The organism is Desulfosarcina variabilis str. Montpellier (assembly GCF_048565275.1).
GTDB classification, from domain to species: domain Bacteria; phylum Desulfobacterota; class Desulfobacteria; order Desulfobacterales; family Desulfosarcinaceae; genus Desulfosarcina; species Desulfosarcina variabilis.
Genome location: NZ_CP159846.1, coordinates 7,944,419 through 7,965,740, shown reverse-complemented (window position 1 = coordinate 7,965,740; position 21,322 = coordinate 7,944,419). Strand labels below are relative to the sequence as shown.

The following is a 21,322-nucleotide window of genomic DNA, read 5'->3' as shown; positions in this document are numbered from 1 at the left end:
GGATATGAATTTCATAAAAATTCTTTATAATTTCATTAAAGGATATCTGTGGCAAATTTTTGGATTATTTCTTTCATTAATATCATTATTTGTTCTACAGTATTTAATTTTTTTAACATTAGGCCTTTATAGCTATTATTACTCTTTGAACACTGGATTCACGCCTAATATTTCTGCTCAATTCAATAATAGTATAAGTAAAAAAGAAGTAGACAAAATTATAGAAAATATAAAAAGCAAAAATGATGTTGATATAACCTATAAAGGCTATTTTAAAGAATTAGACGATGGTTTTTTTGTGCTTGAAAATAAGGATACAGGAAACCTGTGCCAAACTTTAAAGAAAAATATAGTGTTATGGGCTATTGATTTTGATGATAAGCAGGAAATAGAAATATATCAAGATACTAAAAAATTCCGGTGCAAAGTTATTAATATTGGAAAATTTGGACGATGGTTTATCGAAATATCAAAACCTGAATATCTTCAAGATGGAAAATGTACAATTAGATATAAAGATAAAATTATAGATATGGAAGTTTATAATAAAGATGATAATGCAAAGTTAAGACTGATTAGTAATGAATTTTTACCAATTTTTGGAAACTTTCTAAACGATTTTTTAAATCGTTTTATAGATATTCGATATACTGGTATAGGCATTGATAATTACGCTCATAATATTAATAAGAGTGAAGAACAAAATAGTTTTAGTGTATACTCAGAAAAACGCATCCTTGCATATTTCAATTTGATCTTCGGGAAATCATATGATTCTAATCCAGTTTTAATAACAAGAAACTTAATGAGGGATGTTAGTTCATATGGCTATATTACAAGCACAATTCTTCAAAACGATAATACAACCATTGATTTAGAAATAATAGAATCATTTGAATTCGAGCCAGAAAAAAATTATAATACAAATCTTATTTTAATGAATAAAAAGAATTTTGATTCTATTTTTAATACTAAGAATAAATTCAATTTAATCAATATTTATTGTGATATATTTAAAGAAAAAAAATTTTCGAATTTATTAATAAAAAATTTTCCAATTTGAAAGTCGTAGCAAAAATAGAAAGCTATCCAAATATGGGACTTCAACGAAAAGTTATCTATATTGCACTCTTTTGCCTAACTTTGTTATTTAACATAATAATGATTATTGCTGTCACGGTTAGATTATTTAAATTTTATATAATATTTAAATCGGATTTGTATTTGATGATAATAAATGGTCTAAAAACCTATATTTTTACTTGGTTAACAGCCGCTATATTGCTATTGTCTTTAGCCTTTTCGCAAATACTAATTTTAAGTATTCATTATTACAGCAATAAAATTTTGAAGCAATTTTATTTTGCACCTCTAAAGTTAAGTATCGATAATTATATAGCGATATTTATATCAACAGTTATTATTTTATTTATTGTAATGATTTTTGAGAAAACACTTAACAATAAAATGGTCTGTAGTGAGAATTGATAATATGAGTATTTATTGTAAAAATTTAAGTGTTTATTATGATAATCGCTGTTATCTTGATAATTGTGATATTGAACTTTCTGAAAAAAAAATTACTTTGCTTTATGGTCCTTCAGGATCCGGAAAAACAACCATATTCAACATACTTTCCGGATTGGTAAAAGCCCAAAGCAATAAATCCGAAATCTACTGGAACAATTACAAGGTCAGGAATATTTATGAAGCAAATAAAGTTAGATACAAATATATAAGTATGATTTATTCTAATTTTTATTTTCTAAACAATCTTAGCGTAGTAGAAAACATTATCCTTCCAGCGGTATTTACTAAACAACCAAAAAATATAATTGAAAACAAACTTTCGTTATTATATGATGTTTTTTCCTTTGATAAAGGGAGTGAAATTGACAACTTTTTAAATCTCAAAAGTTTAGCAAAAAGAAAAAAGATTATTGGTTTGTCAAACGGACAAAAAGAAATGGTTTCAATTGCAAGGGCCTTAATGATTGATTCTCCTTTCATCTTCGCAGATGAAATGTTAAGATCATGTCCTATAGAAGATGAAATGGCGATATGGGAAAGGTTGCTTTCAAAAGAAATAGGTATAGGAAAAAGAAAAGGTCTTTTTTTCATTTCACATAAAGAACATCTAAAGAAAGATCATAGAATAGATCGTTTATTGACAATAAAAAACAAGAAGCTTTTTGAGGTATAGTTTGAAAATTAAGACATTAATACTACTTTTTATGATTGCCACAATGATGGCCAATATTGGAAACTGTGATGAGAACAGTTTTACAAAAATTATTTTATTGACTAAGTCAAAAAAAGGTGAAGTATCACTTTTTAATTACAAATTAAAAATGATACTTAAGGATCATTTTAATTCAAATATAATTTTTCATATCGACTCTAATTACAATGAAATTATAAATCATATAGCTACAGATAATGAAGATTATGTTAAAAAATTTTTACTCCAAAATGAAGCTGATATATTATTATATCAAAGAAAATTAAAATCAGGTATTATTAGTCTCGAAGGGTGGAATGCAATAGGTGAAAAAATTGTCGAATATATTCCCAATGCTGAAAATCTTAGTAATGAAATTTTAGATGATATTACTGTGTCGTCATATCTTTCATTTATTAATATAATTCAGAAAAATAATACTGAACTACTATATAATAATAGAATTTATTAAAAATGAGAATTAAAAGCTTATCTATAATATTTGCTATAGTTATTCTTTCTTCTTATGGATGCAAGCAAATTTTAAAAAAAAATGAAAATTTAATGTCAAATAAAATAATTAATTTTGAAAAAATATTTAAAGAAAGAACAACAAAAGAAATTAATATTGATGACGACGGTGAATTAATCATTTTCAACATATACGATGTTCCTCAAATAATACAATTTAATTTCAATTTTGAAGGAATTGAAGATATTTATGCAATAAAGTTAAAAGAAAAATATAAACTGAATATTTCAAGATATCTTTTATATGGATCTGAATACCAAAAAGAAATAAAAGATAGTTCTGTAACCTTAAACCTGCATTTGGAATTGCCAATAATATATTTATTGGATAATAAAGCGCTTTTTGAAATTGAAATTATATGTTCTGAATACCTTAAAGAAAAAATAATTATCAAGAAAATTTATAAAAAATTGATGGCAATTTGGATGCCAGCTAAAATTGTTAACGAAGAAGGAATAACCTATTTTGAAAATCAAGAGGAATATATCAAATATCTTAAAAAAAATATGATATCAAATATAAAAATCGAATACAATAATACAAACAATACTAGGATTAACAAAAAATATAATGAACATATAAAAAAAATAATTAAATAAAAAAGAAAAGCAATGATAAATTATATTAAATTAATATTATTTTTAACAATATTTTTTTTAATTAATAGTTTATACGATACAGAAAATAAGTTCATTTATGCTTTAACTATTAACTTTAAAAATATTGAAGATTTCCATTTGATGGATCAAAAAATAATGGATAATATAAATCTAATTGATCCTACAGAAAACATCGAAAAAGAAACGGCGCAACAGATTAAGTTCAAAATTGCTAATGAATTTGAAGAAAAATTTGAAGTTTACAAAGATAGAATTAGAACCCTTAACGAAGAATATATTACCTTAGAAGAAGTTATTAACAATATAGACGAAATAAAATCGTTAAAAAAGCAAATTGAAATACTTAAACAAAATAAGCAGAAATCAATTTCATCCCTCATTAAAAGTAATAATGATGTCTATATACCAGTTTTATATGCTTCATTTATAGAAATTCCACTTAAATATGAACGATTTAAAAATAAGCTTATAGATTTAGAAATTGTTCCAGAAATCATTGAAGAATACGGTATAACTAAAATAATCAATCAATCAAACACAAATCTTTTTACTTTGAAAGATGATACAATAATTTCTGAACAGAATGGTTCTGTTGAAATTGATGGTGTCAGAAGTTTTGATGGAAAAGATTTGGTTTTAAGAATAAATAATATGTCTATGTTTCTTTTTAATCATATGTATAGATTCAAACCTTTTACAGAAAGGAGAAAAGGCGTTAAGCAGAATCTCGTTGAGAAAAAACTTCAAAACTATTCCACTAAGCATTGGAATTTAGCTAACCCAAAAGAAAAATCAGAATTAATTATATTTATAAAACAAATTTTTGGGCATGAATCGGAAAGATATTTAAATGAGCTTGATGGATATTTAAGATCCTTTGGTGACATCACTTCAAAAATTCAATCCGCAGAAAAAAGAGTCAATAATGTTTTAGAAAAAATACAAAGGATTAACCTAAAATACACAACAGAAATAAAAAATAAAATTTATTTAAAAAATGAAAAAGAAAGAACAAATTACAATTTACTGAGCAAGCTCAATCTTAAAAATACTGAAGACATAGATTTATTAATAAACATTCAAAAAAGTAAACTAAATGAACGTAAAATGATCGAAAAAAGCTTTGAGTATAAATTTGTTCATATGGAACAAAGATATTCAAAAGACTTTATTAATGGAGTCAAAAACACGCTTTCTGAAATACTAATTGAAATTAGTGACTTAATCAAAAAACAAACGATCAACATCCAAACTATTGTCAATAATGGAACACTAATAGAATATAATAAAGCATCATCAGTTTTTATACCTATATTCAAAAATAGTTATATCCAAACTTATACCGATAGAAGCGAAATTGGGGTATTGTTTACTTTAACTGTAAATTATGAAAAACGTAGCGCAGATTCAAGAAAATATTCAGATGTTACTCACACAAAACCTGATCCTTATTCTATTACAAAATATGATGAAACTTATAATGAAAATTGTTGTGGAATAAACATTAAAATGAAAAAAATAGCTACTGGAGATAGTTTTTTTTACATTTCAGAAAATGAAATAAGAAAAGCAACAGTAGATATATTTTTATCCCATAATAATTTAAATTACCACGATATTATCAAGGACAGAGATTGCATTGAAATTATAAAAGACTATCCAAAAGAGTATGCGATGTTATGCATGGAAAAACGAAGTATAAATCAATTCATTAAATGGATCAATCAAAATAGTGTTAAGAAATATAGACTAATGACTTCTAAAGATGAGATAAAAACAATGAAATATGGTATTTTCAAAGGTGAAGGATTTCGCATTATTTCAGATAAATAATAATATCTGAGGGCTTCAAATTTTGATTTAAAATGCAGTTTGTCGAAAGCTTGCTACCAAAATTTGAAACCCTATCGTAACTGTCGATCGAACTCAGATATTATACATCTGCTGGTAAACCATATCGGTGGAAATACCAAAAAGCCTCTTTTTTCCCTCCCAAAAAAATCGAAAAACGACTATATTATGAACAATTTTCCCTATCAAAAATAGATGAAGCCAGTTCAATATCTTCGGGGCAAAAAACAAACAGGCATTTTGCATCCGGGCCGGCGACCGAGCCGTAAACATAGTTGATGTTAATGCCTTCTTCGCCGAACTTTGAAGAGAGACGTGCCAATTCACCGGGCTTGTTATCCAGTTGAACAGCGATTACCGGCATTATGTCGAAGGTATAATCGTGCTGGGACAACAAATCGATGGCCGCATTGGTTTTCCCGTCTTCGGCCAGCAAGCGGATCAGGGCGAACTGCGCTGAATCCTTGCGCATGGAATTGTAGCTGGCTGCCGAGGCAATACGCTTGAGGGACTTGCCCCGGGCTTTGAACAGTTCCATCACATAGGCCGATGCATCCTGAATGGTCAAGGCATCGATATTGATGTTGCTGTCAGCCATCAGCTGGGCTAGTTTGCCCAGTTCACCGGGTTCGTTTTTTAGGAATAAGGATATTTCTGTTCTGACCATGACTGCCTCCTTTGTGGCCCTAAACTGCCGATACAACGGATGGTTGGTTTTTCAAGGCGTGCGTTTATCTTTGAGGATATTGTTGGAGATCACTACGCGCTGAATTTCGGACGTGCCTTCATAAATGGTAAACACCCGGGCATCCCGATAATAGCGCTCCACCGGATAATCGGAAATAAAGCCATATCCGCCATGCATTTGCAGGGCTTTGGCGGTAATCTGGTTGACCATTTCAGAGGCAAACAGCTTGGCCATGGATGCTTGCATGGTATAGCGCTCCTTGCGATCCTTCATGGCGGCCGCAGAAAGGGTCAATTGCCGTGCGGCTTCGATCTGGGTGGCCATATCGGCAATGATCCAGCGCAGGCCCTGAAACTTGGAAATCTTTTGCCCGAACTGGTCCCGCTGTTTGGCGTAGCGGACCGCCGCGTCAAAGGCGGCCTGGGCCACACCCAGACTCTGGGCGGCAATACCGATGCGCCCGCCATCCAGGCCTTTCATGGCGATCTTGAAGCCTTCGCCTTCCTTGCCCAGCATATCCGAGGCGGGTACCCGGCATTCCTCGAAATGCAGATCGGTGGTGTCCGAGGCGCGAAGCCCCATTTTGTCCTCCACGTTACCCACCACCAGCCCCGGGTTGTCCTTGGTGACGATAAATGCACTGATGCCCTTGTGGCGCGCATCCGGATCTGTTTTGGCCGTCACGATCACCAAACCGCAGTTTTTCCCGGTGGTGATGAATCGTTTGGTGCCGTTGATAATGTAGTGATCCCCGTCCCGTACGGCAGTGGTCTGCTGGCTTACCGGATCTGATCCGGCTTCCGGTTCGGTCAGGGCAAAGGCACCGATATACTTGCCCATGGCCAGGTCTTTGAGATAGTGCTGTTTCTGATCTTCGGTACCGAAATTGAGAATGCTTTCGCATACAATCGAGTTGTGCACGGACATGACCACGGCTGTCGAGGCGCAGGAATAGGCGACTTCAGAAAGGGCCAGCACATAGCCCACGCTATCCGAGTCAGACCCTTCATAGTCGAAGGGGACCATCATTCCCAAAAGGCCCAACTCGGCCATTTTTTTCAGGTTGGCGGCAGGGAATTCCTTGGTTTTATCCCGCTGCGCCGCAGTTTCAGCCAGAACCTTGCGCGAAAATTCACGCACCATGGACTGAATCATCAGTTGTTCGTCGGTCAGCTTGAAAGACATAGCCTCATCCTTTGTATGATATAACCATTGGCGACACGCGCTTCGACTAAGGGTGTGGATGGTTCGATACGTGCCAGCCCAATGACAGGGTGAGTCATATGCAAGGCCGGCCCGGGCAAGTGTGTATCGCCGTTTTGATGCAATCGATTATGGATTGACGGATTCGTAAAAAGTCCGATATCGGCGTTACGCTTCATCCTTCGTCACTGCGGAGTACGAACAGTACGCCTCATTCCTCAGGATTCGCAAGCCTTGATCTCGGGCTTTTTACGAATCCGTCCGAACGGTGACTTTTTACTATTTCATCATGGATTATATATGACCACAATCAGTTCGGCGTCCGTGTCTCCGACGTTGCGCAAGAGATGCTGGATACCGGAATTAAAGTGCAATGATTCACCGGCGGCAACCGTGTTGACATGTTCTCCCACCACCACTTCGATGGTGCCGTCAAGCACATAGACGAACTCCTCGCCTTCATGATTATAACTGACGCCTTCATGGTCTTTCATGGCGTCGATTTTTACACGAAACGCCTTGAGGTGCTTGTTTTCGGCACCCGGCGTAAGCGTCGTATAAGCATAGCTGGCCGTACGCTTGGTATAGGCCTTGATACGATCCTGCATGCGATCTTCTTCATCTTTGAGCAGATCTCCGGAGTCAATTTCCAGAGCCCGTGAAATTTGAAGCAGTGAGCCTACCGGTGGGGTGATTTTGCCGGCTTCCACTTTTTTTAAAAAGTCGATTGAAAAGCCGGTTTCGTTGGCCAGGGTGTCGAAGGTGATTTTCTTGTCGGTACGTGCTTTTTTAATCTTTTTGCCGACTGGTGTGAGACGGCCCGTTTTTTTGGGGGGCATGGGTTATCTCCTTGGGAGGATTCAAGGGGTCAAGGGTTCAAGGATTCAAGGGGTCGAGTGTTTGGGAGCCTTGATCCAGATACCCTTGAACCCTCCAATAATCAGGGGCCGAGGCGTCAAGGGGCCGAGGGCTTGGGGGCCTTGATCCAGCCTCCCTTGACCCCTCGAATCCTCAACCCTTTTTATTAATACTCGTAAAATCCTCTGCCGGTTTTTCTACCCAACCAGCCGGCTTCCACATATTTGCGAAGCAGCGGGCAGGGCCGATATTTGGAATCCTTAAAGCCTTCATACAGGGTTTCCATGATGGCCAGGCAGGTATCCAGACCGATCAGGTCGGCCAGGGTCAGCGGGCCCATGGGATGGTTCATGCCCAGTTTCATGACCGTATCGATGTCTTCCCGGGTGCCGACGCCATGGTAAAGGGCAAATACCGCTTCATTGATCATGGGCAGCAGAATACGGTTGGCGATGAATCCGGGATAATCATGGGACAGGGCAGGGGTTTTGCCGAACTTCAGAGAAAGGTCCCAGGTCGTCTGGAAGGTCTCGTCGGAGGTGGCGATACCGCGGATTACCTCGACCAGTTTCATCACCGGCACCGGGTTCATGAAGTGCATGCCGATGACTTTCTCCGGGCGTTTGGTCTGTGCGGCGATGCGTCCAATGGGGATGGACGAGGTATTGCTGGCCAGGATTATATCGGGCTTGCAGATTTCATCGATATCCTGAAAAATCTTGAACTTGAGGGTTTCATTTTCTGTGGCTGCCTCGACAACGAAATCGGCATCGGCCATATCTTTCAGATCAGCGGTGATTTTAATGCGGCCCAGGATGGCTTCCTTGTCCTCGGCCGTGATTTTGCCCTTATCCACACCTTTGCTGAGCAGCTTGGTAATGTTGGCCAGTCCTTTTTCGGCAAACTCGATCTTGATATCGCTCATGATTACGTTGAGACCCGCGGTTGCTGCCACTTGAGCGATGCCGTTGCCCATCTGACCGGCGCCGATCACGCCATACGTGTTGATTGCCATGTTTTCCTTCCTCCTTTGTTCGTCGTTGTTCAGCGTAAAATGCCGAATAGATATGCTGTGCGATGGCACAGCGCATAAAATTTCGGCATTTTAGCTCATTTAACGACTAAACTCCATAACGTATTATTGATATAAGCGTTAAGCTTTAAGGTGTAAGTTATAAGCTATAAGCTGTAAGGCTTAAGGTATAAGCCATAAGGTGTAAGGTATAAGCCATAAGGTGTTCGGTTCACGGGGCTATCGTTTGACCACCATGGCCACGGCCTCACCGCCACCCAGGCACAGGGATGCCAGTCCGGTCTTTTGATCGCGGCGAATCATTTCATACAACAGGGTCACCAATACCCGGCAGCCACTGGCGCCGATGGGGTGTCCCAGGGCCACGCTGCCGCCGTTGACATTGGTTTTGTCGGCGGAAAGCCCCAACTCGTTCATCACGGCCACGGTGGAACCGGAAAAGGCCTCATTGACTTCGTACAGGTCCACCTCGTCGATGCCGATGCCTTCTTTTTTCAGGCATTTGGGAATCGCCCAGATGGGCGCTACCAGCACGTATTTCATATCGATGCCATAGGAGGCCTGGGCACCGACAGTGGCCATGATCGTGCAACCCAGAGCCTCGGCTTTTTCCCGGGACATGAGCACCACTGCCGCCGCACCATCGCTGATAATGGATGCATTACCGGCGGTTCCCAATCCGTCCTTTTTGAATGCTGCTTTCATTTTGACCAGGGCCTCGTAAGGCGTGTCTCTGGGGCATTCGTCGCGGCTGAACAGTTTGGGCTCGCCTTTGCGCTGGGGAATCGGCACGGGAACGATTTCAGCATCAAAGCGTCCGCTTTCAATGGCTTCCATGGCCCGGCTGTAGGATTCGGCTGCATAGCGGTCCTGGTCCTCGCGGCTAATATTGTAGCGCTCGGAACACAGTTCATTGGACAGGCCCATATGAAAATCATTGACGATATCCCACAGGCCGTCGTGAATCATGGAATCCTGCAACTGACCGGGTCCCATGCGGTACCCGAAGCGCGCTTTTTCCAGGTAGTAGGGCGCCCGGCTCATATTCTCCATACCACCGGCGACCACGATATCGGCGTCACCCAGTTGAATGGCCTGGGCGCCCAGCATTACGGTCTTCAGGGCCGAGCCGCACACCTTGTTGACGGTGATGCACTCCGCCTCCCAGGGCATGCCGGCCTTGACCGCCGCCTGCTTGGCCGGATTCTGGCCGTAACCGCAGGGCAGTACCTGGCCCATGAGGACTTCATCAACACTCTCTTTTTCTATTCCGGCGCGCTTGATCGCTTCTTCGATTACCATGGCACCCAGATCCGTGGCGCCGATGCCGGCCAGGGACCCGTTAAAACTGCCCAGCGGTGTTCGCACAGCGCTGACAATAACTGCTTCGTTCATGGAATTTCTCCTGAAATCAGTGGACTGCCGGCTCATTCGGCGTTCGAATGAATGCTCAGCAGCTGTTGTTTGGTTTTAAGTGTTACGTTTTAAGTGTTAAGCAACGGCTCTGGGTCTGATTAATAGGTTAAAATCGACGATGTGCCTTTGCTTAACACTTAACACTTCAAACTTAACACTTTCGATCACATATTCCGCCTGTATTGCCCGCCCACATCATAAAGCGCGCCGGTAATCTGCCCCAGACTGCAGGTTTTGACCGTTTCCATCAGTTCAGCAAAGATGTTGCCGCCGGAAAGGGCCACGTTCTGGAGCCGTGCCAGAGCCTCGGGGGCCTGGTCTTTGTGGCGGGCCTGAAAGTCAGCCAGTCGCGTCAGTTGGGATTCCTTTTCCTCAGGTGTTGCCCGGGCCAGGTCGATGCACGAGGCGCCTTCGACAAGATCCGCACCGTCGGCATGGGGATCCCGGAATGTATTGACGCCCACGATGGGATACTCACCAGTGTGTTTGAGTATCTCATAGTACATGGACTCTTCCTGGATCTTGCTGCGCTGGTACCCGGTTTCCATGGCTCCCAGCACGCCGCCGCGAGAGGTGATCTTGTCATACTCCATGAGCACGGCCTCTTCCACCAGATCGGTCAAATCGTCGACAATAAAGCTGCCCTGGTAGGGGTTCTCGTTTTTGGCCAGGCCCCATTCGCGGTTGATGATCAGCTGAATGGCCAAGGCGCGGCGCACTGATTCTTCCGTGGGGGTGGTGATGGCCTCGTCGAAGGCATTGGTGTGCAGGCTCTGGGCGTTATCGTAGATAGCGCAAAGGGCCTGCAAGGTGGTGCGGATATCGTTGAACTGAATATCCTGGCTGTGCAGGCTTCTGCCCGAGGTTTGGATATGATACTTAAGCATCTGACTGCGCACCGATGCCCCGTATTTCTCCCTGAGGGCGACGGCCCAGATCCGGCGGGCCACCCGGCCGATCACCGTGTATTCGGGGTCCATGCCGTTGGAGAAGAAATAGGACAGGTTCGGTGCAAAGCTGTCCAGGGGCATGCCCCGGGACAGGTAGTACTCTAGATAGGTAAAGCCATTGGCCAGGGTAAACGCCAGCTGACTGATGGGGTTGGCCCCGGCTTCGGCAATATGGTATCCGGAAATGGATACCGAGTAAAAATTGCGAACGTTTTTCTCGATGAAATATTCCTGAATGTCGCCCATCATTTTCAAGGCGAAATCGATGGAGAAGATACAGGTGTTCTGGCCCTGATCTTCTTTAAGAATATCCGCCTGAACCGTGCCGCGCACATTTTCAAGGACCATGGCCTTGATTTTTTCATATTCATCGGCAGATGGCTGCCGGCCTTTTTCCGCGGTGTATTTTTCCACCTGCTGATTGATGGCCGTGTTGAGAAACATGGCCAGCATGATGGGCGCCGGGCCGTTGATGGTCATGGATACCGAGGTGCTCGGTGCGCACAGCTCGAATCCATCGTAAAGGACCTTGACATCGTCGATGGTGCAGACGCTGACACCGGAATTGCCGATCTTGCCGTAAATGTCGGGGCGCCGGTCCGGATCATACCCATACAAGGTCACCGAGTCAAAGGCCGTGGACAGGCGTTTGGCATCGCTGTTGGCCGAGAGCAGCTTGAAACGGCGGTTGGTGCGGGCCGGGTCCCCCTCGCCGGCGAACATGCGCGTGGGATCCTCGCCCACACGCTTCATGGGAAACACACCGGCGGTAAAGGGGAAGTAGCCCGGTAAGTTTTCCCGTCGCAGCCAGCTGTAGATCTCGCCAGGATCCGTATAGCGGGGCAGGGAGATCTTGGGAATTTTCTGATGAGACAGGGACTCGGTATACAAAGGAACGCGGATTTCCTTGCCGCGCACTGTATAGACCAACTCGTCACCGGAGTAGGCGGCTTTGGTGGTCTGCCACGCATTCACCAACGCTTCGGTTTCCTCATTGAGCGCCTTGCGAGCCTTGGCGATTTCGTTTTTCAGGCGATCGACCAGGGCTGCCGTATCTCCAGAGAGCGCCTCCTGCGACAGGGTCTTGGCGGTCTCTTCCAATTGCCATACCCGCCTGATGGCGTCGGCCTGGGCCTGGGTTTCCTTGTGATAATTTCTTACTGTGTCGGCGATTTCCGCCAGATAACGGGTGCGTTCCGGAGGAATGATAATGGTTTTGGAAGAGGACTGCTTGGAATCCGGACGCGGCAGGCTGGAATCGAAGGCCACACCGGTTTTTTCTTTGATGGTGTCCAGAAGGGCATGGTAAAGCGCGGTGACGCCATCATCGTTGAATTTGGAGGCGATGGTACCGAACACCGGCATGTCATCCGGCATACGATCGAACACCATGCGGTTGCGTTGCACCTGTTTGCGCACGTCGCGCACGGCATCTTCGCCGCCGCGTTTTTCAAACTTGTTGACCACCACCAGATCGGCAAAATCGAGCATGTCGATTTTTTCCAGCTGGGACGCGGCGCCAAAATCGCTGGTCATCACATACATGGACAGGTCCACCAGGTCGATGATGTGGGAGTCGCCCTGGCCGATGCCGGCGGTTTCGGCGATGACCAGATCATAGCCGGCGGCCTTGACCACATCGAGCACCTCCCCCAACGCCTCGGGGATTTCCGTATGCGAGCGCCGGGTGGCAATGGAGCGCATGTACACCCGCGGACTGCCGATGGCGTTCATGCGGATCCGGTCGCCTAGAAGGGCGCCGCCGGTTTTACGGCGTGAGGGATCGGCACTGACGATGGCAATCCGGATATCTTTGAGATCATGGAGCATGCGCAGGATCAGTTCGTCGGTGAGGGACGATTTGCCGGCGCCGCCGGTGCCGGTAATGCCGATGACGGGAACCTTGCGATCGGCGATCTTTTCTTTCAGCGTTTGCCGGAAATTTGCCAGATGACCGTTTTGTTTGGCTTTGGCCTGTTCAAGGGTGGTGATCAGATTGGCCACCATGAGTTTATTGTCGGATGTCAGATCCGACAGATCCGGGGCGCTCTGGTTGGCCCGGGGAAAGTCCATCAACTCGACCATGTGGTTGATGATGCCCTGCAGCCCCATGCGGGCGCCGTCTTCCGGGGCGTAGATCTTGGCCACCCCGTATTTTTCCAGCTCCTTGATCTCTTCGGGCACGATTACGCCGCCGCCGCCGCCAAACACTTTGATATGCGGCGCGCCGCCCTCTTTAAGCAGATCCACCATATACTTGAAAAACTCGATATGGCCGCCTTGATAGCTGGAAACGGCGATCCCTTGGGCATCTTCTTCGATGGCGGCATCCACGATTTCCTTGACCGAGCGATTGTGGCCCAGATGGATCACTTCTGCGCCGGTGCTCTGTAAAATACGGCGAAAGATATTGATCGAGGCGTCGTGGCCGTCAAAAAGGGATGTTGCCGTCACGACCCGCACATTGTTGGCTGGCCGATAAACCTGGATGGTGTCGTTCATGCGTCCTCCTGTGGCTGGTCCTGGTGATTGCGTGCCGTCGAGCGGGTGACTTTCCTTTTTTCCGTGATCAGACCGATGGGGTCAGTCCGGACAAGCATGGAAAGTTGCTGATTGTAACGGCTGCATGACTCAGGCCGCAGCGTCAATGAACACGTTGGGGTTACCCGGAAAAGGCCGGGAAACAATATCTTAACATTTTCAATGCAAACATCGTTAAATTCTAAAAAGCCAATTAAGATGCATTCTCATGGCACATCCCCAGAATGTTGCGGGTCTGATAATCGATATACTCCTCAATGGCATAGTGATTGGCCAGGAACCAGCGCCGGAAGGTCCACATGTGGCCCAAAACGGAGATGTTGTGGGCCATCAGGTCGAGCTGCTGCGGGGAAATCCGCGGCATATCTCCGGATGTCATGAGTTTGGCCAGAACACTGGTGAAAATGCCGGTGATGCGGATTTCGTTTTCCAGCACGATGCGCCGCCATTTGTTGGGCAATGATTGGGTTTCCTGGTAAATCAAAAGGATATGGTCGTTCATGCGATGGCAGACCATGAAATATTCGCGGATCACCTCGGCCAGCGGGTTCTTGCCCCGTTTGGCCCGTTCCAGTGCGTCGGCCACGCCTTGCTCGATTTCCGCGTGAATGGCATCGCACACCAGATAGAGCACATCATCTTTGGTGGCGATGTATTCGTACAGCGAGCCAATGGAAATACCGGCGGCCTGGGCAATCTGGCGGGTGGTGGTTTTATGGAATCCATTCTGGATAAAAAGGGTGACGGCGGCATCCACGATCTGGCGACGCCGTTGCTCCACCAATGCCTGGTTTTTGACCAGGGTCGGAATTTCCTTGTTTGTTTGTTTCTTTTGCGGCATATCCAAATCGTAGAAAATTAATTGAAATTCTTCAATACAAATGAAAAATCCGAGCGAACGCTCAGTCGTATTTCCTTGTAAGCCATCGACCCCGGTTTTGTCAATCGGAAATTGAGCGATTAGCCGTTCGATGTTAGCGATTAGCAAATTAACCGATGCCATTACCCTGCCGTGACGAGCAGGGTAACCGCATTTATAATAATTCATGCCGACTCACATGGTAGTAAAAATAGGCTAAAAATCCAGATTTTTATAACGAATTAAAATGATTAAAAATATGCGGTCGATCGGGTCGTAGGGGCAGGCCTCTGTGCCTGCCCTGTTTTTTCAGGCCCCTGTGCCTGCCCTGTTTTTTCAGGCCCCTGTGCCTGCCCTGGTTTTGAAGTCGGGCCATCATCTTGTTGTGTGGATCGGCTAACAAAATAAATGGGAGGGGTAAAGGGCAACCACGGGGGGTTGCCCCTACGGTGGCCGTGATAACCACAATGCCGTGAATGGGCTTCAACCAGGTATCACCATGTCATCAAAGAAAAAACAGGCCTAACGGCTGATTGCTGAAAGCTGACCTTGGGTTTCTTAAACCGCCCTTTTCAGACTCAAAAACAGCGGGCAAATCCGGGCATTCAGAAAAAATAGAAGAGAAATTCCAAATGCGGTTACCCTGGCCGTGACGAGTCCTGAAGCTTGCCTGGCGCCCGGTTTGATGATAATCCTTTAACATGCTTGAAAAGACATGCCATCGTTTCCTTTGTGTGGCCCTTTGGGTCGTTGTTTCGGGCGTGGGGATTGAATCCACCGCGGCGCAGGAGTGGGGGCTGGCGGTTTACGGAGGGCAGTTGACCAAGGAAACGTGGGAGCGGTCCATATTTCCGGGCGCTGAATTTGCCGATGCCGCCCTCTTCGTGGTTGCCGGCACCAGTAGATTTGCAAAATTCTGGTCCGGCCGGCTCTCCCTTGAAATTGAGGCTCAGGTGGGCAAATACATCGGTGATCAGGACCATTGGGAATTCAATCTGCCCCTTTTTGGACTACGCTGGCACCGGTTTCCCTGGGATCATTGGTTGGCAACGAGTTTCGCCTACGGCATCGGACTTTCCTATGCCACCCAAATCCCTGAAATTGAGCTTGAAACCAATGATGAAAGCAGCCGTTGGTTGATCTACTGGTTCGGTGAACTGACCTTTGCAAAACCAACAGCTGCCTGGGAATTTCTGTTGCGCCTGCACCATCGTTCCGATGGATTCGGCACCATGGCCGAGGATGGCGGGTCTAATGCTCTATGTGCCGGACTACGGTTGTTTTTTTGACGGTTCCGTAAAAAGCCCGATATCGGCGTTATGCGTATCCCTCGTCACTGCGGAGTACTTTTGTGTACGCCTCATTCCTCGGAATCCACAAGCCTTGATCTCGAACTTTTTACGAAACCGTCTGAAACGTGAGGTTAAACGCCTTATTCTTTTTGTTTAGACACCCCGGCCTCATCAAAGGAAGCCATTTCGCGCATGACCCGGCAGGCGGCATCGACAATATCCATGGTCAAGGCCGCGCCGGTCCCTTCACCCAACCGCATGTCCAGATCCACCACCGGGGTGAGCCCCATCATTTTTAGCGCTGCGGCCTGGGCGGTTTCCACGGACCGGTGGCCGCTGATCAGATAATCTTTTACTTCAGGCTTGATCAGATAGGCAATCAGACCGGCGGCAGTGGAAATGACGCCGTCGAGGACGACGGCAACGCCCTTGGACGCTGCGGCCAGGGTTGCGCCGGCCATCCCGGCAATCTCGAATCCACCCACTTTGCACAGGATGTCCATACCATCGGTGGGAACCGGCTGCTGGAAATCAAGTACCTTTCTAATGACCTTGATCTTATGGCGCATGCCTGCATCATCCACACCCGTGCCGCGTCCGGTGGCCTGTTCAGGCGCAATATGGGTTGCCGCGCTGATGATGGCCGATGCGGCGGTGGTATTGCCGATCCCCATCTCGCCCAGGCCGATAATATCCAGTGGCTGCCGGGTATGGGCATCCAAAAAACAGGTCATCCCAGCCTCGAGGGCCTGGATGGCTTCGGCATCGGTCATGGCCGGCGCCAAGGCGAAATTCCGTGTTCCGGGGCGCACTTTTTTGTCGATCAGAAGCGGATGGGGATCGATTGGGGTGCTCACGCCCATGTCCACAATGCGCAGGTCAATCCCATGATGGCGACACAGCACGTTGATGGCGGCACCGCCGTTCAGAAAATTGGTGACCATTTGCCCGGTGACTTCGGACGGGTAGGCCGATACGCCTTCTTCGGTGATGCCGTGATCGGCGGCAAAGACAAACACAAATTTGTTGTCCACCCGCGGTAAGAGGGTTTGCTGAATCCGGCAGATTTGGATGGCCAGTGCCTCCAGCCGTCCCAATGCGCCAAGGGGCTTGGTCTTGTTGTCCATCTTGTGCTGGATGGCCGGCAGCAGGGTTTTTTCAACAGCTGTGACAGCCTCGCCGATTTGCCGAAAAAGGCCGGACGTGGAGGAAGGGCCGGCTCCAATATCCGATGGCGGGGCGGCTGTCGGCGATGGCCGGACGGTTGTTGCGGGCTGATGGGCGGTTCCGGTAAAATCCAGAATCACTTTCAACACCTCGCCGGCCAGGACCCGGGGCAGCATATCACCTATCCGGGCCGGTACCACGATGGCTTCAACCAAGTGCTCAAAGGCGGGTTGATGGGACTGGATGATGGACAGAGCTGCAGTCATGTTCTGCCGGGTCAGGCCGTAGGCGCCAAACAGGGATGCTTCCCGATAGTGGATCAGATTGAGCAGGTTGGTTTCAATGGACTGGTTTTTGCCCAATCCACTGAAAAAGGCCAGGCGTCCGCCTTTGGCCAGCTTGACAACGCTTTGACTGAAGGCAATGGGATCCGGACAGGCATTGATGGCCGCATCGAATTCGCTCTGATGGGTTTCCCTGTGGCAGTCGATCCGGCAGGTTTTCAAAAACGGTTCGGCCTTGGCGATTTTTTGGGCGTTTTTTTCGATGACCAGGGGAATGCCGCCGCGGGATTGAACCACCAGGGCGGCAATCAACCCGACACTGCCGCCGCCGTAGATGATCACCCGCTCGCCGGTCCGTATATCCAGCTTGTCTATGGCGTTGATCGTGCAGCCGACCGGTTCCGCAAAACAGACCAGGTGCGGGGCCATATCGCCTGGCACCGCAATCAGGCTTTGCGTCGGCGCCAGCACGTGGTCACTGAACCCGCCGTCAAAATGAAAGCCCATGATCTGCATGGATTCACATAAATTTTCACGGCCGGATGTGCAGTACCGGCAATGGCCGCAGGCGCGGCCGGGCCAGACCGTAAAACGATTGCCCTTGGCATCCTGGCCAATCAGTTCATGGCCGGGAACCCGCGGAAAAATCAGGTCCCGGTGACCCTCGTTCCACATTTTGGCATCCGTGCGGCAGATACCGCAGTATTGGACCCTGAGGCGGGTCATGCCGGCTACAGATTCCAGCTCCTTTGCCGGACCCATATGGATCTGTTTCAATCCTCTGAGTATTAATTGCATGCGCCTGCCTCCTCAAAGGGTCGTTCGGTCAGGGTCAAGCGATAGATGGCCGCCTGGACAAATCCGCCGGACTGAACCTGTTTTAACCGATCCCTGACTTGATCCAGCTGATGCATTGGAAAAACACTGGCCTTGTCCAGGCCCACGGTAAAAAATGCGTCTTCCTTGATGCGGATATAGTCGTCGCCGCATTTGATGATTAACAGATCCATTGGCGCTTTTTTCCTTCTTCAGTCGGTTAGTTGCCCAAGCGTTGCCAGGCCCGCTTCCGGTTGACGATTCTGGGCCTTGACCCAGCGTTTGAGCGTGGCAAAGGCCTGGCCGTCATCGATGGCGTTGCCGGCCATGACCATACCTTCATCAATCGATGCCGCCTTGCCGGCCACATTCAGAATCAGGGCCGTGTTGAGGACCAAAGCCTGGCGGCGGGCACCGGTGCCGTTTTCCCGCCCCCGGATCAAGGCCACGAAACGCCTGGTTTCCTGCTGCGGATCGCTTTCCGGCGCCAGATCGCCCGGCGCATGGCGCGCGATGCCCAGCTCGGCGGGCGTTAATTGATACTCGCGAATACTGCCGTCTTCCGCTAATTCAGCGCACCAGGTGGGGCCGCATACCGAGGCCTCGTCCATCCCCTTGTCGGTTCCGTCAACAGCGCCGTGGTAAACCAGAGCGCGTTGATAACCGATTGCTTTCATGACCCGGATCACCGGCCCAATCATTTCCCGGGCATAAACGCCCCGTACGCCGTGGCGGGGCATGGCCGGATTGGCCAGGGACGCGGCGATGTTCAGGGTGGAACCAAAATGAATCTGGGACAGAATACGGCCCAGGGCCATGGGATGAATGGCCGGACTCATTCCATTGAACAGGCCGATGCCGGCTTCTGCAATGCTGTGGGCCACCAGCTCGGCGTTGCATTCCACGTCCACGCCCAGGGATTCGGCCATGTCCACGGTGCCGCAGACCGAGGTGATGGCCCGGGCGCCGTGACGCGCCATGGGCACGCCGGCGGATGCGGCCACAATGGCGGCGGCCGTGCTGATGTTAAAGGTGTTAAACGCGTCCATGCCGGTGCCGCTGTTTTCCATCAGGGGCATGCCGGATGCCGAAACTTTGACCGTGTCCAGTGCATAGATCGCTTCCCAGGCGCCGGCCACTTCGGCTTCGGTTTCCCCCTTGGCAGTAAGGGCCGCCAAAAATGCACCCTGCTGCATGGCCGTGGTTTTGTCTTCCAGGATAAAGGTGAACGCCCTGCGGGATTCATCCCGGGTCATGTCCTTCCGGGCGATCAGGTGGGTGATCAACTCGCCAAAGGATTTGTCCGTATGCATGCTCTTTTTTACTCCATTTAGGGTCAATCGAATTTAAGAGCCGGACAGGTGAGGAGACGGGACGATGCTGGGCGTATCAATTAAAAACCCGCTTTGAACCAATCCTGTATCCCTTCGTCTGAACGGCCGGACGAAATCGATACGGACAGCTTCCAGCGGGTATCCGTGGGGCGGCATACAGTGATACGATGATAACACGCATGTTGCCAGGCAATGGACAGGCAGGCTTTCTGGCTTACGGGCATTGGTAAAAGGGATTGTGTTTAACAATCAAGCAAAAAACACATACCCTCCCATTCATCGGTGATAAATGGGGGGCTGTTCCTACTGGCCGCGCCTTCCCATCGACACCCTGTCGACAGTGGCCTGGCAATGTTTTTTTAAACAATTGCGCAAAGCGGCACCTCGTTCCCGATCACAGCAATGGCTGGTATGCGATGGCTTTTCACCATCTTTCCTTTTAACGGGGCCGCATTTGACAATCGGCCCCGCACCTGTCAGCCGAGAAGGCTATAAGCAAAATTGATTGCTTTTGTCAATGTTTCAGTCTTCAGGCCGGGCCAGAAGCCTTTGAATGGATGAATTACTGGCCCGGTTGTCCATTGTCGAGCGCCACAGCGGTGGAACCAGGGCCAGCAATACCATGGCGGGATAACCAGCGGGCAATTGGGGACTGTGCGCGTGGTGGTGCAATAATTGGTAATGCCGGCCCGGATGGGCATAGTGATCCGAATGGCGCCCAAGGTTGAAAAGAAATCGACTGGTCAGGCGGCCTCCGGCATTCCAGCTGTGGTGAAAAGCGACGTCTTCATATCTACCGTCGGACGCGATTTCGCGGGCCAGGCCGTAATGGCCGATATAATTGACCGTCTCAAGCAGGCACACGGCGATCATGGCCTGGAAAACGAAGTAGAAAAAGCCCGGCGCACCAAAGGCCAGGGCAATTCCGATCAGCAAGACCACCTGCCCAAGCAAAACCGTAACCATGGGATTGTTAAGATTCCATACGGGACGCCGCTTTTGTTCCTGGCGTGCGGCTTCAATGCTCCATATGCGGTTGAACCCGCCGGAAATCGATCGGGGCAGGAAATGGTACAGCGATTCGCCCATTTTGGCTGTGGATGGATCCTTGGGGGTCCCTAAATCCTGGTGGTGGCCGATCACATGGTCCATGCCCCAGTGGGCGTAAAGGACGGTGGCCAGCACGATTTTCGAGAGCAGGTATTCAAGACTGCCTTTTTCCCGATGGGCCAATTCATGGGCCACGGTAAGGCCCATGACCGCTGAACTGATGCCCATGGACAGGGTAAACCCAATCAGTTCCTCCACAGACAGGGACCACTCGGTTGCCACCGATGCGCCCCACACGACCATGACCACCTGAAGGGGAACACACCCCCAGAAAACAAGGCGATAGATCAAGTTGCCGGAAAGGGCCTGTGCCTGGTCGGCCGTTGGATTGTCGATATCCTTGGCAAAGGCCAGGTCCAACAGGGGAACCAGGCCAAAAACAAGCAAAGGCGTTAAAAAGATAAACAGGTTGCCGGACATCAACCCGATGATCACACTGACGGGAACGAGATAAATCAACGCATACTCCAACGCCTTCATAGAATGCTCCTTATACGGTTTGGCTTCATGGGGGCTTACAAATAGGCTATGAAAATGAGCAACAGGT

At 47.2% G+C, this 21,322-nt stretch carries 17 protein-coding genes and 1 riboswitch; of the genes, 6 read left to right on the top strand and 11 right to left on the bottom strand.

The window, feature by feature from the left end:
• Nucleotides 1-4 precede the first annotated feature (4 nt).
• The 5 genes from Dvar_RS36060 (at nt 5) to Dvar_RS36040 (ending at nt 5,206) form a co-directional block, all read left to right on the top strand.
• Nucleotides 5-1,063: a hypothetical protein gene (locus Dvar_RS36060; protein WP_419658170.1), complete on the top strand. Its 1,059-nt coding sequence runs from the start codon at nt 5-7 to the stop codon at nt 1,061-1,063.
• A gap of 429 nt (nt 1,064-1,492) precedes the next feature.
• Nucleotides 1,493-2,203, top strand: a complete 711-nt coding sequence (locus Dvar_RS36055; protein WP_419658168.1) for an ATP-binding cassette domain-containing protein — start codon at nt 1,493-1,495, stop codon at nt 2,201-2,203.
• A 1-nt stretch (nt 2,204) separates the two neighbouring features.
• Complete coding sequence (locus Dvar_RS36050; RefSeq protein WP_419658166.1) at nt 2,205-2,693, top strand: hypothetical protein; 489 nt, start codon at nt 2,205-2,207, stop codon at nt 2,691-2,693.
• Between the two features lie 2 nt (nt 2,694-2,695).
• Nucleotides 2,696-3,352 carry a hypothetical protein gene (locus tag Dvar_RS36045; RefSeq protein ID WP_419658164.1) on the top strand — a complete coding sequence of 219 codons (657 nt, stop codon included), beginning with the start codon at nt 2,696-2,698 and terminating at the stop codon, nt 3,350-3,352.
• A 12-nt stretch (nt 3,353-3,364) separates the two neighbouring features.
• Nucleotides 3,365-5,206, top strand: a complete 1,842-nt coding sequence (locus Dvar_RS36040; RefSeq protein WP_419658162.1) for a hypothetical protein — start codon at nt 3,365-3,367, stop codon at nt 5,204-5,206.
• A 184-nt stretch (nt 5,207-5,390) separates the two neighbouring features.
• Here the strand turns inward: Dvar_RS36040 and Dvar_RS36035 are convergent, their stop codons facing one another.
• From Dvar_RS36035 to Dvar_RS36005, 7 genes are all read right to left on the bottom strand, one after another.
• Nucleotides 5,391-5,891: an amino acid-binding protein gene (locus tag Dvar_RS36035; RefSeq protein WP_419658160.1), complete on the bottom strand. Its 501-nt coding sequence runs from the start codon at nt 5,889-5,891 to the stop codon at nt 5,391-5,393.
• A gap of 51 nt (nt 5,892-5,942) precedes the next feature.
• On the bottom strand, nt 5,943-7,097 hold the full coding sequence (locus Dvar_RS36030; protein WP_419658158.1) for an acyl-CoA dehydrogenase: 1,155 nt from the start codon (nt 7,095-7,097) through the stop codon (nt 5,943-5,945).
• A gap of 305 nt (nt 7,098-7,402) precedes the next feature.
• Nucleotides 7,403-7,954, bottom strand: coding sequence for a helix-turn-helix domain-containing protein (locus Dvar_RS36025; protein WP_419658156.1), 552 nt, complete (start codon nt 7,952-7,954; stop codon nt 7,403-7,405).
• 185 nt (nt 7,955-8,139) lie between these two features.
• A complete protein-coding gene (locus Dvar_RS36020; protein ID WP_419658155.1) occupies nt 8,140-8,988 on the bottom strand; it encodes a 3-hydroxybutyryl-CoA dehydrogenase in 849 nt (282 codons plus the stop codon).
• Between the two features lie 237 nt (nt 8,989-9,225).
• Complete coding sequence (locus tag Dvar_RS36015) at nt 9,226-10,401, bottom strand: acetyl-CoA C-acetyltransferase (protein ID WP_419658153.1); 1,176 nt, start codon at nt 10,399-10,401, stop codon at nt 9,226-9,228.
• 185 nt (nt 10,402-10,586) lie between these two features.
• Nucleotides 10,587-13,874 carry a fused isobutyryl-CoA mutase/GTPase IcmF gene (gene icmF / locus Dvar_RS36010; protein WP_419658152.1) on the bottom strand — a complete coding sequence of 1,096 codons (3,288 nt, stop codon included), beginning with the start codon at nt 13,872-13,874 and terminating at the stop codon, nt 10,587-10,589.
• Nucleotides 13,875-14,106: 232 nt separating this feature from the next.
• Nucleotides 14,107-14,754, bottom strand: a complete 648-nt coding sequence (locus Dvar_RS36005; protein ID WP_419658150.1) for a TetR/AcrR family transcriptional regulator — start codon at nt 14,752-14,754, stop codon at nt 14,107-14,109.
• A gap of 719 nt (nt 14,755-15,473) precedes the next feature.
• Here Dvar_RS36005 and Dvar_RS36000 point away from each other — a divergent pair.
• Nucleotides 15,474-16,061, top strand: coding sequence for a hypothetical protein (locus Dvar_RS36000; protein WP_419658148.1), 588 nt, complete (start codon nt 15,474-15,476; stop codon nt 16,059-16,061).
• A gap of 143 nt (nt 16,062-16,204) precedes the next feature.
• Here the strand turns inward: Dvar_RS36000 and cobT are convergent, their stop codons facing one another.
• The 4 genes from cobT to Dvar_RS35980 form a co-directional block, all read right to left on the bottom strand.
• Entirely contained in the window at nt 16,205-18,313 is a 2,109-nt protein-coding gene (cobT, locus tag Dvar_RS35995) for a nicotinate-nucleotide--dimethylbenzimidazole phosphoribosyltransferase (protein WP_419658147.1), read from the bottom strand.
• Nucleotides 18,304-18,525 (bottom strand): hypothetical protein, encoded by a 222-nt coding sequence (locus tag Dvar_RS35990; protein ID WP_419658145.1) that lies wholly within the window; start codon nt 18,523-18,525, stop codon nt 18,304-18,306. Before Dvar_RS35990 ends, cobT begins: the two co-directional genes overlap by 10 nt.
• A gap of 18 nt (nt 18,526-18,543) precedes the next feature.
• Nucleotides 18,544-19,644, bottom strand: coding sequence for an anthranilate phosphoribosyltransferase (trpD, locus tag Dvar_RS35985; protein ID WP_419658143.1), 1,101 nt, complete (start codon nt 19,642-19,644; stop codon nt 18,544-18,546).
• 202 nt (nt 19,645-19,846) lie between these two features.
• Nucleotides 19,847-20,157, bottom strand: a riboswitch (cobalamin riboswitch).
• A 30-nt stretch (nt 20,158-20,187) separates the two neighbouring features.
• A complete protein-coding gene (locus tag Dvar_RS35980) occupies nt 20,188-21,255 on the bottom strand; it encodes an alkane 1-monooxygenase (RefSeq protein ID WP_419658141.1) in 1,068 nt (355 codons plus the stop codon).
• Nucleotides 21,256-21,322: the final 67 nt, after the last annotated feature.

Excerpts from the sequence above, each read along its gene's own strand:
- Dvar_RS36060 (WP_419658170.1), top strand. The coding sequence starts at position 5 with ATGAATTTCATAAAAATTCTTTATAATTTCATTAAAGGATATCTGTGG.
- Dvar_RS36055 (WP_419658168.1), top strand. The coding sequence starts at position 1,493 with ATGAGTATTTATTGTAAAAATTTAAGTGTTTATTATGATAATCGCTGT.
- Dvar_RS36045 (WP_419658164.1), top strand. The coding sequence starts at position 2,696 with ATGAGAATTAAAAGCTTATCTATAATATTTGCTATAGTTATTCTTTCT.
- Dvar_RS36040 (WP_419658162.1), top strand. The coding sequence starts at position 3,365 with ATGATAAATTATATTAAATTAATATTATTTTTAACAATATTTTTTTTA.
- Dvar_RS36035 (WP_419658160.1), bottom strand. The coding sequence starts at position 5,891 with ATGGTCAGAACAGAAATATCCTTATTCCTAAAAAACGAACCCGGTGAA.
- Dvar_RS36030 (WP_419658158.1), bottom strand. The coding sequence starts at position 7,097 with ATGTCTTTCAAGCTGACCGACGAACAACTGATGATTCAGTCCATGGTG.
- Dvar_RS36025 (WP_419658156.1), bottom strand. The coding sequence starts at position 7,954 with ATGCCCCCCAAAAAAACGGGCCGTCTCACACCAGTCGGCAAAAAGATT.
- Dvar_RS36020 (WP_419658155.1), bottom strand. The coding sequence starts at position 8,988 with ATGGCAATCAACACGTATGGCGTGATCGGCGCCGGTCAGATGGGCAAC.
- Dvar_RS36015 (WP_419658153.1), bottom strand. The coding sequence starts at position 10,401 with ATGAACGAAGCAGTTATTGTCAGCGCTGTGCGAACACCGCTGGGCAGT.
- icmF (WP_419658152.1), bottom strand. The coding sequence starts at position 13,874 with ATGAACGACACCATCCAGGTTTATCGGCCAGCCAACAATGTGCGGGTC.
- Dvar_RS36005 (WP_419658150.1), bottom strand. The coding sequence starts at position 14,754 with ATGCCGCAAAAGAAACAAACAAACAAGGAAATTCCGACCCTGGTCAAA.
- Dvar_RS36000 (WP_419658148.1), top strand. The coding sequence starts at position 15,474 with ATGCTTGAAAAGACATGCCATCGTTTCCTTTGTGTGGCCCTTTGGGTC.
- cobT (WP_419658147.1), bottom strand. The coding sequence starts at position 18,313 with ATGCAATTAATACTCAGAGGATTGAAACAGATCCATATGGGTCCGGCA.
- Dvar_RS35990 (WP_419658145.1), bottom strand. The coding sequence starts at position 18,525 with ATGGATCTGTTAATCATCAAATGCGGCGACGACTATATCCGCATCAAG.
- trpD (WP_419658143.1), bottom strand. The coding sequence starts at position 19,644 with ATGCATACGGACAAATCCTTTGGCGAGTTGATCACCCACCTGATCGCC.
- Dvar_RS35980 (WP_419658141.1), bottom strand. The coding sequence starts at position 21,255 with ATGAAGGCGTTGGAGTATGCGTTGATTTATCTCGTTCCCGTCAGTGTG.